This is a genomic window from Ralstonia pickettii (assembly GCF_000607165.1).
GTDB classification, from domain to species: Bacteria; Pseudomonadota; Gammaproteobacteria; order Burkholderiales; family Burkholderiaceae; genus Ralstonia; species Ralstonia holmesii.
Genome location: NZ_JFZG01000016.1, coordinates 1 through 13,603 on the forward strand (window position 1 = coordinate 1; position 13,603 = coordinate 13,603).

General features: G+C 59.6%; 14 protein-coding genes. 7 read left to right on the top strand and 7 right to left on the bottom strand.

Annotation, left to right across the window (positions count from 1 at the left end; all coding sequences use genetic code 11):
• The first annotated feature begins 29 nt into the window (after positions 1-29).
• The gene (locus BG83_RS0116450) at positions 30-257 is read left to right on the top strand and encodes a nicotinamide mononucleotide transporter (protein WP_327204843.1); all 228 of its coding nucleotides are present in this window, start codon (positions 30-32) and stop codon (positions 255-257) included.
• A 27-nt stretch (positions 258-284) separates the two neighbouring features.
• On the opposite strand, the gene BG83_RS0116455 is transcribed toward BG83_RS0116450, so the two are convergent.
• The 3 genes from BG83_RS0116455 to BG83_RS0116465 form a co-directional block, all read right to left on the bottom strand.
• A complete protein-coding gene (locus tag BG83_RS0116455; RefSeq protein ID WP_004635279.1) occupies positions 285-698 on the bottom strand; it encodes a CzcE family metal-binding protein in 414 nt (137 codons plus the stop codon).
• Between the two features lie 173 nt (positions 699-871).
• A complete protein-coding gene (locus BG83_RS0116460; RefSeq protein ID WP_004635281.1) occupies positions 872-1,792 on the bottom strand; it encodes a copper resistance protein B in 921 nt (306 codons plus the stop codon).
• A gap of 22 nt (positions 1,793-1,814) precedes the next feature.
• Positions 1,815-3,794: a copper resistance system multicopper oxidase gene (locus tag BG83_RS0116465; protein WP_004635283.1), complete on the bottom strand. Its 1,980-nt coding sequence runs from the start codon at positions 3,792-3,794 to the stop codon at positions 1,815-1,817.
• A 176-nt stretch (positions 3,795-3,970) separates the two neighbouring features.
• Between BG83_RS0116465 and BG83_RS0116470 the strand changes: the two genes are divergently transcribed.
• From BG83_RS0116470 to BG83_RS0116490, 5 genes are all read left to right on the top strand, one after another.
• Positions 3,971-6,259: a copper-transporting P-type ATPase gene (locus tag BG83_RS0116470; protein WP_012435844.1), complete on the top strand. Its 2,289-nt coding sequence runs from the start codon at positions 3,971-3,973 to the stop codon at positions 6,257-6,259.
• Positions 6,260-6,342: 83 nt separating this feature from the next.
• Entirely contained in the window at positions 6,343-7,251 is a 909-nt protein-coding gene (locus BG83_RS0116475; RefSeq protein WP_004635287.1) for a DUF6662 family protein, read from the top strand.
• Positions 7,252-7,278: 27 nt separating this feature from the next.
• Complete coding sequence (locus tag BG83_RS0116480; RefSeq protein WP_004635288.1) at positions 7,279-7,800, top strand: FMN-binding protein; 522 nt, start codon at positions 7,279-7,281, stop codon at positions 7,798-7,800.
• Positions 7,797-8,645, top strand: a complete 849-nt coding sequence (locus BG83_RS0116485) for an FAD:protein FMN transferase (RefSeq protein WP_009277715.1) — start codon at positions 7,797-7,799, stop codon at positions 8,643-8,645. Before BG83_RS0116480 ends, BG83_RS0116485 begins: the two co-directional genes overlap by 4 nt.
• Before the next feature lie 44 nt (positions 8,646-8,689).
• A complete protein-coding gene (locus tag BG83_RS0116490) occupies positions 8,690-9,124 on the top strand; it encodes a hypothetical protein (protein ID WP_235193216.1) in 435 nt (144 codons plus the stop codon).
• Between the two features lie 136 nt (positions 9,125-9,260).
• Here BG83_RS0116490 and BG83_RS0116495 read toward each other — a convergent pair whose 3' ends face one another.
• From BG83_RS0116495 to BG83_RS0116510, 4 genes are all read right to left on the bottom strand, one after another.
• Positions 9,261-9,494 (bottom strand): hypothetical protein, encoded by a 234-nt coding sequence (locus BG83_RS0116495; RefSeq protein ID WP_009241641.1) that lies wholly within the window; start codon positions 9,492-9,494, stop codon positions 9,261-9,263.
• A gap of 130 nt (positions 9,495-9,624) precedes the next feature.
• Positions 9,625-9,951, bottom strand: coding sequence for a four-helix bundle copper-binding protein (locus BG83_RS0116500; protein ID WP_009241640.1), 327 nt, complete (start codon positions 9,949-9,951; stop codon positions 9,625-9,627).
• 226 nt (positions 9,952-10,177) lie between these two features.
• Positions 10,178-11,548, bottom strand: coding sequence for a heavy metal sensor histidine kinase (locus tag BG83_RS0116505; RefSeq protein ID WP_024977758.1), 1,371 nt, complete (start codon positions 11,546-11,548; stop codon positions 10,178-10,180).
• Entirely contained in the window at positions 11,548-12,234 is a 687-nt protein-coding gene (locus BG83_RS0116510; protein ID WP_009241638.1) for a heavy metal response regulator transcription factor, read from the bottom strand. The genes BG83_RS0116505 and BG83_RS0116510 overlap by 1 nt, the downstream gene beginning before the upstream one ends.
• A gap of 187 nt (positions 12,235-12,421) precedes the next feature.
• Here BG83_RS0116510 and BG83_RS0116515 point away from each other — a divergent pair.
• Positions 12,422-13,603, top strand: a 1,182-nt coding sequence (locus BG83_RS0116515) for a copper resistance system multicopper oxidase (RefSeq protein ID WP_024977759.1), incomplete at its 3' end; no start/stop codon positions are given.

Below are 13,603 nucleotides of genomic sequence, written 5' to 3' on the forward strand. Positions count from 1 at the left end.
GTTGATACGCACTGCAACTCTTCGTCATCCTGGCCGGCTTGACCGGTCAGCTCCTTATTGCGAGGAAGGATCCGCGCGGCTATCTCGCTTGGATCGCCGGTAACATCGGACTGGTGTTCGTCTACTTGGAGACCAAGCAATTTGCCTTGATTGCACTGCAATTCATCAATACAGCAATCCAGGTTGCCGCCCTGATCGCTTGGGGACGGGGGAGGCGGCGCAGCGACACCAGCCCCGCACGACCGAGTGAGTCGTAACGGGACCGAAGTGAACGAACGAAAGTCCTAACTGCCTGTGAGCCACTTGCTGCGCGCAATGATGACGCGCACACCCTTAGCGTCGGGCACATCCGGCAGCAGAACGCCCAAATCGACCGAAGTACTCTGCATTGCTTCGATGAACGTCCATGCTTGCGTCCCAGTCCCCGCCGAAAAAGCGACGGTTTCACCGGATTCGACGTTGATGTATTTCATTCCTGGCTTAACTGTCAAAGTGCGTGCAGCCAGCGACACTGGCGCGGGCGAGCCGAAGAGCAACGCCGTCCTGTTCACATCCGGTTGAGTTGCTGACGGGCTTTGCCGCACATGTTCGATCCAATTGTCCCCGCCGTCGCCACGGAATTTGTCTGAGGCCCATGCCGCCGAACTGCCTGCGAAGAGGACTGCGAGCATGAGCGGAACAAGTCGATTGCGATTCATCGTTTTCTCCTGGAACGTGACTGATGTCAAGCATTCTAGAGAGGCAATCCTCTCGCTTCGATGACCCGCAAATTACGTCTTGGTAAGACGTTCATGCCGACGGCGCGATCGGGAAACCGCGATGCTGAGCTATATAGCAAAGCGCCCAGAGCGCAGCCTGACAGGCTCCTGGTTCAAAACCACCATCGTATTCCAGCCACGATCTGCTTGTTTACGGCGTCTTGCCCCGCCGCTCGCGCAAACTCTGCGCTCCTTCCCAGTTTCCTGCTCCAAACCACGCCAATGTACGGAGCGAAGTCGCGCCGAAGTTCGTATCGCAGTCGCAAGCCGAGGCGAACATCGGCCAGCCCGCGGCCAATCTCGCGCGCCTGGTCGGTCTTCGAGTAGACGTTGGCTTCGATTTCGGGAGTGAGGGCACTTCGCTGCGAGAGGCGGACATCGTAGGTAGCACGCACACGGGCCGCAAGACGCCCGCCATTACTGACGTACAGGGTCGCTTCGACATCGAACCAGTATGGCGCGAGCCCTTGCACTCCAAAGGCAGCCCACGTACGTGTTGGTCCACCACCGAAGTCGCGGCGAACGCCTGCCTGCCAATCCCAAAATGTGGCAAATGCATGACCCCACAACGCTTCAACTTTGGCGTCTGCGGTTTGACCGAACAGTCGCTCGCCCTCGGTCTTCAACCATAGTCGGTCAAGATCCTTACCGAACCAGCCTTGCATGTCCCATGCCCATCCCGTCGCGTCGCGAGTGCGTACCGTCTCGAGCCGATCGAGCAGAAACTGATGATAGACATCGTTGTCGACCATGGTGTCGCCCGGCACGGCGATGCCTCGGCTGGGATTCTGCATTGGCACGCGGGGTTCGTCACTGGGGGTGATCACATTGACGCCTTCCTCTTGGGAAGGTAAGTCGGGCTTTTGTGTTGCAAGTACCTGCGCTTCTTGCCCATGGGCCTGAGACGGTGTGCCGTGTGGCGTCTGCGGCATGCCTGGCGTGGGCGCCTCAGACGTGTGGGCGCCTGCAAGCCGCACGGTGAGCAATAAGGCTGCGGCAACCAAACGCAGCCGTCCCTTCACTCCTGGCAACATGACGCGCTCCTTTGTCCAAGGGTCAGGCCACAACCACCTTGCGGAACATACCGGCTTCCATGTGGTACAGCAGATGACAATGAAATGCCCACTGGCCCGGGGCATCCGCAGTTACGAGGAAACTGATCTGCTTGGATGGTTGAACGTTGATGGTGTGCTTACGGACGAGCGCTTGACGCTCCGTGTTTTCAAGCTCGCTGAACATCCCGTGCAGGTGCATAGGGTGATTCATCATGGTGTCATTAACGAGAGTGATCCGCAGCCGTTCGCCGTAGTACAGACGGATCGGCTCGGCCTCCGAGAACCTTTTGCCATCGAATCCCCAGATGAACCGTCGCATGTTGCCGGTCAGATGCAACACGATCTCGCGGCCCGGAGGCCGATCGTCATAGGGCTGGCCCAGCGTTCGCAAGTCTGCGTAGGTCAAAACCCTCCGGCCATTTTGGCGCAATCTCGGCCCAGGGTCTGCGAGCGACTTGGAAGGGTTCATCGACCGCATGTCGACTTCGGGGCCGCCGTGCATACCCAGCATCGTCATTGGGTGGGAATGCTCGGGCTTACCATCGTGGGACATCGACATGGAGGGTTTCATGCCGGCCATGCCTTCATCGCCGGACTGCAGTCGCATGCCTGGCATGGCGTCGGCCGCGGTTTCGCCCCCCGCCTGCATAGAGTGGCCGAGGGGGGAATGGATGCCGTTGTCCTGAGTTTCCATCGTTTCATTGGGTGGCCCGCTGGTCATAGACATTCCGTTCATGTTCATGTCCATGCCCATGTCAGCCATGGTCAGCCAGGTTTTGGGGTCCATAATAGGAATCGCGGCCCGCATGCCGTGCTTCGGCGCGAGGGTGGCACGTGCATATCCGCTGCGGTCCATCGCCTGTGCAAATATGGTGTATGCCTCATTCCGGGGCATCTGCACCAACACATCGTAGGTCTCCGCTACACCAATCCGAAACTCGTCGACGTTCACGGGTTCGACATCTTGTCCGTCCGCCGCACAAACTCGCATGGTCAGGCCCGGGATGCGAACATCAAACGTTGTGGTGGCCGATCCATTGATGAAGCGCAAACGTACGTATTCGCCTGCCTCCGCGATAGCTGTCCAGTTAGTGAAGGGTGTGGCGCCATTGACCAAGTAGCAGTAGGTTGCAGCAGAGACATCGGCGAGGTCCGTGGGATTCATGCGCATCTGGTTCCACATACGCCGTCGAGCCAGTGCTTTTGAGAGGCCCGCCGCCCTGACGTCGGCCACAAAATCAGTGACCGTCGGTAATTGGAAATTGTAAAAATCACTCGACTGCTTCAAGTGAAGGAAGACGTTTTCAGGATCTTCGTCAGTCCAATCACTCAGCATAACGACGTAGTCCCTGTCGCTAGGTATGGGGGCCGGCCTTTGTGGCTCGATCACCAATGGGCCATAGAGGCCGAGTTGCTCCTGAAAGCGGGTGTGGCTGTGGTACCAGTATGTACCGGCCTGTCGGACCTTGAATTTGTAGACGAAGGTCTGGTGAGCAGGAATGCCGGGAAAGGACACGCCAGGCACGCCATCCATGGCAAACGGAACGAGGATGCCATGCCAGTGGATCGAAGTTTGCGTGGCCAGTGTGTTGGTGACCCGCAGCGTTACCTCGGAACCTTGTTTCCAACGCAGGATGGGCGCAGGAATTGATCCGTTTACCGTAAGCGCGTACCGTAAATGCCCCGTGAAATTGACGGGTGTGCGCCCAATTGTCAGAGCGAATTCGGTTCCGGACAGGTCAGTTGAACGATCCTGGCTTTGCAGCCCCGAAGCAGGCGTGCCGATACCGGCCCCCGTTGCCGCCAAGCCCGCCCCAGCCATTTGGCGTAGAAATTTGCGCCGCAGCGCCAAGTCGATTGAAGTGTTGTCGCCCACGATCCTTGCTCCCGTTGGAAGGTTGTGCCCCTGCGTCACGAACGCGAGGAGGACCTCCATAGCAATCCCCGGGGAGTCGTTCAGCATGAGACAGTCGTTCAGCATGAGACGTGCCCGGAATTCGCATGGACCTGCACCGCAGACCAAGCTCGTGGCCACAGAAGCACGTCCCTTGTGAATCCATTGATACCGTCATTGCGGACCGTTGTCCTCGGGGTGGTTGATCGCTATGCTGACCACGACACTGCCACGTGCCAGTTTTTTCCAACAGGATGCCGAGCATGAGCCGCCAGCACAGCCACAGAGAAGCCGCCTCCCCGCGACAAAGCGCCGATACGGCGCACGACCACAATGAGCCCACGCAACCCCACGCACACCACTGCAATGTGCATGGTCACCATGCTCACTCGGCAGGCGCGCCGCGGGCTGTCCCGGGCGACGAGGCAAGTGTTTCACCACCGGCATCCGCGTCCACGATTTACACCTGTCCAATGCATCCTGAGATCCGCCAGGATCATCCCGGCACGTGTCCTAAATGCGGCATGACGCTGGAGCCGATCATGCCGGCGGGGGAGGAGGAAGAGAATGCGGAGCTCATGGATTTCCGGCGACGCTTCTGGATAAGCTTGCCATTGACCGCGATGGTCTTTGTGCTGGCCATGGCTGGATATCGTCTCATTCCCCTAAATCCAGCATGGAAGAACTGGCTCGAGTTGGTGCTTGCCACGCCGGCCGTGCTTTGGGCTGGCTTGCCATTCTTCGAGCGCTGTGTGCAATCCTTCTTGCACCGCAGCCCGAACATGTGGACGCTTATCGGGCTGGGGACGAGCGCGGCCTATCTCTATAGCGTAGTCGCGACAGTCGCACCGGACGTATTCCCCTCGACCTTCGCGGCGAGCGGCCGGGTGGAAGTGTATTTTGAAGCGGCAGCCGTAATCATTTCGCTGACCCTGCTGGGGCAAATGCTCGAGCTGAAGGCCCGCTCACAGACATCGGCCGCCATCAAGTCCCTACTGGGCCTTGCCCCCAAAACAGCCAGGCGCATCGACGCGGACGGCAGTGAAGAAGATGTTCCGATTGCCCATGTCCATGTGGGCGATTTGCTGCGTGTGCGGCCCGGTGAAAAGGTGCCCGTGGATGGTGTCGTGGTCGAGGGCGCGAGCGCGCTCGACGAGTCGATGATCACCGGTGAGCCGATTCCAGTCTCCAAACGCGCGGGTGACCACGTCATCGGTGCAACCCTGAACACCTCGGGTGCGCTTGTGGTCCGGTCCGAGAAAGTGGGCGCGCAGACCGTTTTGTCGCAGATCGTGCAAATGGTCGCGCAAGCGCAGCGCTCCAAGGCGCCGATGCAGCGAATGGCGGACAAGGTGGCAGGCGTCTTCGTCATCGGCGTGGTCGCCATCGCTGTCATGACGCTCGTCGCCTGGGGGATCTGGGGCCCCCAGCCAAGCTGGGCCCACGGCTTGATCAACGCGGTTGCTGTGCTGATCATCGCGTGCCCGTGCGCGCTCGGGCTGGCCACACCCATGTCCATCATGGTGGCCAGCGGCAAAGGGGCCGAACACGGCATTCTTTTTCGGGATGCCGCAGCAATCGAGAACCTGCGCAAGGTCGACACGCTTATTGTGGACAAGACAGGCACGTTGACCGAAGGGCGCCCCTCATTCGATCGGGCCATTGGCCTCAATGGATTTTCCGACATGGACGTCTTGCGCTTGGCGGCCAGTCTGGACCAAGGTAGTGAGCACCCCTTGGCCGCTGCGATCGTGGCGCAAGCGCGCGAACAGGGGCTCGCGCTCGAGCGGCCGGAAGATTTTGAATCCGCGTCAGGGATCGGCGTGAGAGGACACGTCGCTGGGCGAAGCCTGGCGCTCGGCAACACCTCGCTGATGCAGGCGCACGCGGTTGCTGTCGATGCCGCCTCCACCGAGGCAGACGCCATGCGAGCCCGAGGCGCCAGTGTGATGTACCTGGCGGTCGATGGGGTCCTTGCTGGCCTGCTGTCGGTTTCCGATCGCGTGAAGACGACAACACCGCAGGCCCTGACCCAACTCAGAGCCGATGGGCTTCGGATCGTGATGGCTACCGGCGACGGAAACGTGACCGCCCAATCCGTCGCAAAACAACTTGGCATTGTTGAGTTTCGCGGCGAGGTCAAGCCTGCGGATAAGCTGGCGTTGGTCGCCACACTTCAAGAACGAGGCTTGGTTGTAGCGATGGCAGGCGACGGCATCAATGATGCACCGGCGCTCGCCAAAGCCGACGTGGGTATTGCGATGGGTACCGGTACCGATGTCGCGATGAACAGCGCCCAGGTTACCCTCGTGAAAGGCGACCTGCGGGGCATTGCCCGTGCCCGCGCCTTATCCGAGGCAACGATTGCCAACATGAAGCAAAACCTCGGCTTCGCCTTCCTTTACAACGCACTGGGTGTGCCATTGGCTGCCGGCGTGCTCTATCCTTTTACCGGACTTCTGTTATCACCCATGATTGCCGCATTGGCGATGAGCTTGAGTTCGGCATCGGTGGTCGCCAATGCGCTGCGACTCCGTGCGACCCGACTCTGATCCCAGCATTCGCCGCTTCACGAGGCTATTGCGAACAATTCTCATTCTCCCTTACAATCTCCTTATTTCGGAAGGGGAGTCAAATGCAAGGTGCTACAAAAAGCACGCATTGGGGGAAGGTTTGGCTTGCTGGGGCGCTTGCCTGGCTGTGTTCCACAACTGCGCTTGCCGGCGAATCGCCGTTCGGGTGGATTTACACGGCCGACGTTATGCCCAAAGGCCGCTTCGAATTCGAGCACCAGTCTTTCCTGCAGCGGGGCCAGTCCCAAGGATCCTATAGCGGATTGCTCAACCGCGAAGAAGTCGAGTACGGCGTGACGGACAAATTCCAATTGGCCGGCTATTTCAACTGGAGCTACGTGAACGCCAATCGGAATGGTCTTGATGGCACCACGCGTGGGCCGCTGACAGATCTCGGTCCCAATGACGATCCGACTGGGCGTTACCGCAAGACTCGCTTCGAGACTGTTTCACTCGAAGCGATCTACCAACTCATGAACCCAGTGACTGATCCGATCGGCTTGGCACTGTACATCGAGCCAGAACTGGGGCCCCGTGAGCGCGATCTCGAATGGCGCATCATCTTGCAGAAGAACTGGTTGGATGATCGGCTCATTTTTGCCGCCAATATTCTCGGTGCCCATGAGCGCGACAAAACCGCCATGGGTGATATTGAGCGTGCTTCCATGCTTGATCTGACCGCCGGCGTGTCCTATCGCTTGACCGACAACCTGAGCCTGGGCATGGAGGCGCGCAACCATCGTGAATTCCAGGGGTATCGCTATAACCGTCGTGATCACTCCGCGTGGTTTCTTGGCCCCAATTTGCACTACGCCACCAAACACTGGTGGGTAACGGCCGCGTGGCGCCACCAATTGCCCGTAGTCAAAACCTACAACGAGGACCAGGCGGACGTAGTGGCAGGCAACCGTATCTTCGGTGACGAGCATGCGCGCAACGAGTTCATGGTCAAGGTGGGGTTCCCATTTTGAAGCGCGTCCATTGATACGGAGACAGACATGAAGTGGACTCCCATGGCGGCAGTGCCGCTTGCGGTGCTGGTCGTGCCCGTCCAAGCGACGGAATACCTGACAGTTCAACAGGCTCAGGCGCAGATGTTTCCTGGCGCGAGTTTTCAGGCCGTGCCTCTCCAGATTACGGACCAGATTCGCGAAACATTGAACGAGCGCTCCGGGGTACACGAGCCATTCAATGACAAGGGGGTCTGGAAAGTGTCGACTGGCGGCTGGTTCATCGTGGATCGCGTGGTGGGCAAGCATGAAAAAATCACGTATGCCGTGGCGCTCGACGCCAAGGGAGCCGTGCGCGCCGTCGATATCCTGACGTACCAGGAAACGTATGGCTATGAGGTGCGCAATGCCGACTGGCGTGCCCAGTTTGTTGGTAAGACCGCGCAGGATGCTGTGCAGCTTGGTAAAGACATCCGTAACATCAGTGGCGCGACGCTCTCATGCAAACACATCACCCAGGGAGTCAAGCGGGTGCTGGCTGTGTATGACCTCTTACTAGCCAAGATGTGATTCGTCGCTCCAAACCGCTATTGGGGACTTTCGTTGAAGTTCGCATTGACGATGTGTATCCCCAGGACTGCGCTCACTTGGCAGAAACCGCCATCGCAGCGGCGTTCTCCGTAATCGAGCAAGCCGAGGCGTTGATGAGCTTCCAGCGCTCGGATAGCGACTTGTCACGTCTGCATGCGGCGTCGGTAGGCGAAGCGGTCCGCGTTCACCCTTGGACCATGCGTGTGCTGCGCGAGGCCCAGCGCATGCACGAGCGTACCGGCGGCGTGTTCGACCCCACCGTGGCCCGCATGTTGGTGGCACACAAGATTCTGCCCCGCCCGGCGGGGCCGACAGCGGAAGTCGACGCGCGGATTGCGGACGTGGTGACGCTCGGTGAAAATCGCATCGGCAAGCGGCGCCCGCTATGGTTGGACCTCGGTGGCATCGCCAAAGGCTTTGCCGTCGACATGGCCGTCCTGAGTTTACGGCACCACGGCATCCGCAGTGGTGCCGTTTCGGCTGGAGGGGATCTGCGCGTCTTTGGCACACATGCGCAGCCCATCCACGTACGCAGTGCCAACGCGCCGGCTCGGCTGGAATTACTCGGTATGCTCGCCCACGGGGCCGCGGCCACCAGCGGTCACTATTTCGCAGAAAGCTTCGGATTGCCTCCCGGTACTGAGTCCATTCGATCGCAACAAATACTGACGGAGGCGCCCTGCGCAGAGCGGACTGTCACCGTTATCGCTCCTCGCTGTATCTGGGCGGACGCTCTTACCAAGGTTGCCATGCTTGCGGGCACGACGGCCCCTTCCACGATCCGCGCGCTATCGAGTTATCACGCACACGTTGTTGCATCATGACGCAATCCTCGCATCGACATCCGCTTAAAGGGACAGGCATCCGCTTGCATCCGTATCACTATTGGCTTGCTCTCGCCGTATTACTAGCGGTAGCGGTGTCTGGACTGGTGTGGACAGTTTTGCATGACCTGCTTCAATGGGCGGATGCGCCGGTCGTCCGCCAGATACTGCAATTGCACGGCGCCTTTGCGTTCTGCAGCCTGATTCTCTTCGGTTCCATGCTGCCGCAGCACATCCGCTTCGCGTGGGTCGCGCGCCGCAACCGCGTGACCGGCACGTTGACGGGAATCGTGTTCTTGCTGCTGACCATCAGCGCCTATGGTCTGTATTACGGCCCCGAAGATTGGAGTGGTCTTGCAAAGACTGCGCACCTTGTGATGGGCATCGCCGCTGTTGCGGCCGTTCCCCTACACATGCTCATCGGCCGGAAGCGCCACGAAGGCTATCGTGCGTCGGCGAGCAAGAGTGCGCGGCACTAGAGCGATTGAAGCGGATTGATGAGTCAGTCCAGCGAGCACGTGCAGCGAATGCCTCGACGTGCAAAAAAGCCCCGGAGGTGCGCTCCGGGGTGAGGGGGAAAGCCCGGAAGGGGGTGTTCCGGGGTTGAGCTTTCAGTTACTGGTGACCGCCGTCCGTGTAGGGATCGCGTGTGCCCATCGAATGCGCGCCATCGGTGTAGATGTCGCGCGCTGCGCGTCCACCATCGGTATAGGGGTCGCGCTTGCCCATCGCGTGACCGCCATCGGTATAGGGGTCGCGCGCGCCGGTAGCCATTGACGCGTTGGCGACGTTGATACCGAGCGCCAGCAACGCTGCCCCCATCAATGCGGATTTTTTCAGGATGTTCATCGCGTTCTCCTTCTTCAAGTTGAAACAAGACACTGCTAGTCACGGCAGTGTAGAAGGCTGAGGCTGACAGAAACGTGACCCTCGTATTACAACTGCGCCAGATCAGCGAGGTTGATCCGGTATGCCACCCTCAATGCATGGCACGACAGGCGTCGGCACACTTCTCGCAGGCGCGCGCGCACTCCTGACAGTGCTCATGGGAGTGCTTGGCACACTCGGCGGCGCAAGCTTGACAGATTCTCGCGCACAGTTCGCATATGGCATTGGCTTGGGTGCTGCCTCGCGCCATCAACCCCACGGCGGTCCCGCAGATATCAGCGCAATCGAGATCCAGCCGAATGCAGGTGCTCAATGTCAGAGCGTCCTTTTCGGTCAGGCAGGAGGCGGCGCAGTGCAGGCACGCCACGTGACACGCGGCGCATTCATCGATGCAGGTTTGGAAGTATTGGTGAGGCATTTGGGTTCTCCTTGATTGGCGACGTGCCGAAATGGCACGATGCACGTGGAGCAAGGAGAGAGCCTGGGCCTTGGTGCTTGTGGAGAAATGCTGTCGCCATGTTGTGATGCGTGCACATACTTTCAAAAACGTCATAGGTAAGCAAGATTTCGGACAGGTTGGACTGCGCCTGTGCCGTCATCCTGGTCGAGCCGGCGCATCACGTCAGCGAGCGGACGCCCAAAGTTCAGGAGCGGATCGGCAGCCGGACGGTAAATCGAGTACGGTCGTGCGCGCGTGTAACAGAAATGATTCCCCCATGGGCGAGAACGATTGCTTTGGTGATGGCCAAGCCAAGGCCTGCTCCGTCAGATTCGGGACGCGCGCGTGACTTGTCTGCACGAAAGAAGCGCTCGAAGATGAACGGCAGCACGTCAGGAGCAATCGCTTCGCCGTCGTTGTCGATCGTCACGGCGAGATCCTCCTCGCCTGGCTTGATGGAAACGATCACACGGCCGCACCTGGGCGTGTGCCGTATTGCATTCGACAACAGATTGCTGAAGGCGCGTCTGAGCATGAGCCGATCGCCGCGCACCTGCGCTTGTCCTTCCACTTGCAACTGCACGGCTTTGTCCTCTGCAAACGCATCGTAGAACTCAAAGAGGGCACGCACCTCGTCGGCAAGCTCGATCATCTCGGCACTAGGCAGCGTCAGGTTGTGCTCCATCTTGGCTAGATAAAGCATGTCCGACACCATCCGAGCCAGCCGCTGCAGCTCTTCCACGTTTGAAGCAAGGACGTCTCTGTATTTCGCAGGCTCGCGAGTCTGTGAGAGTGCCACCTCGGTTTGCGTCAACAGGTTGGTGATCGGTGTGCGTAGCTCGTGTGCGATATCGGTCGAGAAGTCGGTGAGTCGCTGGAAATCGCCCTGCAGGCGCGCGAGCATGCCGTTCAACGTCACGCCAAGATCGGCAACCTCGACAGGTACCATATCAACCGGCATCCGTTCGTTCAGGCGGTCGGCAGTTACAGACTTCGCTCGCGAAGCCATTGCGCGCAATGGCAACAGCCCGCGCCGGGCCGCCCACCATCCGAATAGGCCGCTCGCCAAGGCGGCCAACGCGATGTAGAGCATCAACGTCTTCCGAAACGCTCGTAGGAAATGCGCATGGATCTCCGTATTGATGCCCACCAACACGTCGAGCGCATCGCCGTCGCGCAGTGGCACTTGCATATGCACACCCCGGTATTGCTCTTCGCCCTGCTGCCAAACAAGGGCCCCGGAATGGCGGCCTGCCTTGCGCAGCACGCGCAACACCTCCGCAAAGTCAAAGTTGGGGGTAGCAAAAAGGGGCTGACCCTGTGGCGCCTGGACCCGCACAATCAGATCCGTGCGATGCTGCAACACGTCGTTGAGTCGAGTGGAGACCTCGGCCGCAGAACTACTCTCAACCACCCGGCGAATGACGTTCACGTTCTCGCCCAACGCCGTAAAGTCTTCCACTGCAAAATGCTCCTCCATGGCCAGGGCGATCAGAATGCCGAGGCCCAACAACATGGCCGCTGATGACAAGGAGAAATACGCGGTCAGCCGCGCCGTTAGTGAATGGCGCCTCATTACTCCCCGTCCTCCGGACCTTCGAGGACATAGCCCATGCCACGGACGGTATGGATCAATTTAGGTTCGAAGTTATCGTCGATTTTGGCGCGCAGGCGTCGAATGGCGACGTCGATCACGTTAGTGTCGCTGTCGAAATTCATGTCCCAGACTTGGGAGGCGATCAGGGACCGGGGCAACACCTCGCCATGACGGCGGGCTAGCAGTTCCAGCAGCGAGAACTCCTTACTGGTCAACGTGATTCGCTGACCGCCACGGGAAGCACGACGGCGAGTCAGATCCAGCACCAGGTCGGCCACCTGGATGCGTTCTGCAAGCGATGGCGCACTGCCTCGTCGAAGCAGAGTTCGAACACGCGCGAGCAATTCCGCAAATGCAAATGGTTTGACCATGTAGTCATCCGCGCCCAGCTCCAAGCCCTTGACCCGATCAGCGACGCTATCGCGCGCGGTCAGAAACAGCACCGGCACAGCCAGTTCAGTTGAGCGCAGTGCGTGCAGGATCTGCCACCCTTCGAGATCGGGCAACATCACGTCAAGAATCAAGAGGTCATAGTCGCCCGTCATTGCAAGATGTCGGCCGTCCAAGCCATTGCGGGCAAGGTCCACAACAAAGCCGGCTTCCGACAACCCCTGCTGCAAATATTCGCCGGTCTTGGATTCGTCTTCGACAACAAGGAGCTTCATGTCTGTCTCTTTATTACTTATGGCGCACGAAAAGTGCGACCGGTATCGTGTAGCGTACATGGAGCGGCATGGTTGCTGACCAACCTGACCAATATGTAATGTTTCGGTCAGGTTAAGGTAGCCTTGGAGTGATTAGGCTGCTCCTGCCGTACAAATCTCATCAGGGACTTACGCAAGGAATAAAGAGATGCGCAGCAATCGTGCAATGGGCGTGGTGCTTCCGAACCTTCCGCGGAGGCGATTTGTGCAGGGCTTGGCAGCCGGAGGGGTGATCGCCGGCCTGGGTTTAAGCGGGATGCCCGCGCGGGCGTCGCAACCCCAGGGCGCGGCCTTTGGCACTGCGCCCGTGCTGCGAGGCACGGAGTTCGATCTGGTGATCGCCGAGACCCCGGTGAACTTCACCGGCAAGCCAGGCATGGCCACCACCATCAATGGCATGCTGCCCGGCCCGACGTTGCGTTGGCGTGAAGGTGACACGGTCACCATCCGGGTAACCAACCGCCTGCCGGAGCCCACGTCAATTCACTGGCACGGCATCATTCTGCCGTTCCAGATGGACGGCGTGCCCGGGATCAGCTTTTCTGGGATCGCTCCGGGCGAAACATTCACGTATCGCTTCAAGGTACAGCAGAGCGGCAGTTACTGGTACCACTCGCACTCCGGCTTCCAGGAAATGACTGGGCTGTATGGGGGCATCGTTATCGACCCCGCGGGCGAGGACCGCGTGCGGGCCGATCGCGATTACACCGTCTTGCTCTCCGACTGGACGGACGAGGATCCGATGCGCGTCCTAACCAAGCTCAAGATCCAGGGCGACTACTACAACTATAACCAGCCGACCGTGGTCGATTTCTTTCGCGACGTCTCGCGTGAGGGATGGACCTCTGCCATGGACAAGCGACGGATGTGGAACCAGATGCGGATGAATCCGACCGATCTGGCGGATCTCTCCAGCGCAACGCTGACCTACCTCATGAATGGCGTGACGCCAGCGGGGAATTGGACCGGCCTATTTTCTCCGGGCCAGACGGTACGGCTGCGCTTCATCAATGGGGCCGGCAACACGTTCTATGACGTTCGCATTCCGGGCCTGAAAATGAAGGTGGTGCAGGTCGACGGACAGGATATCGAGCCGGTGTCGGTCGATGAGTTCCGCTTCGGCCCTGGCGAGACCTGCGACGTAGTGGTCGCTCCAACGGACGAGGCCCACACAGTGTTTGCCCAGACGATGGACCGGACCGGGTACGCCCGCGGCACTCTCGCCGTGCGTCCGGGTGTGCAAGCCCCTGTGCCAGCTGTCGACAAGGCCGAATGGCTGACGATGGCGGATATGATGGGTGACATGGGTGACATGTCTGGGATGTCTGGG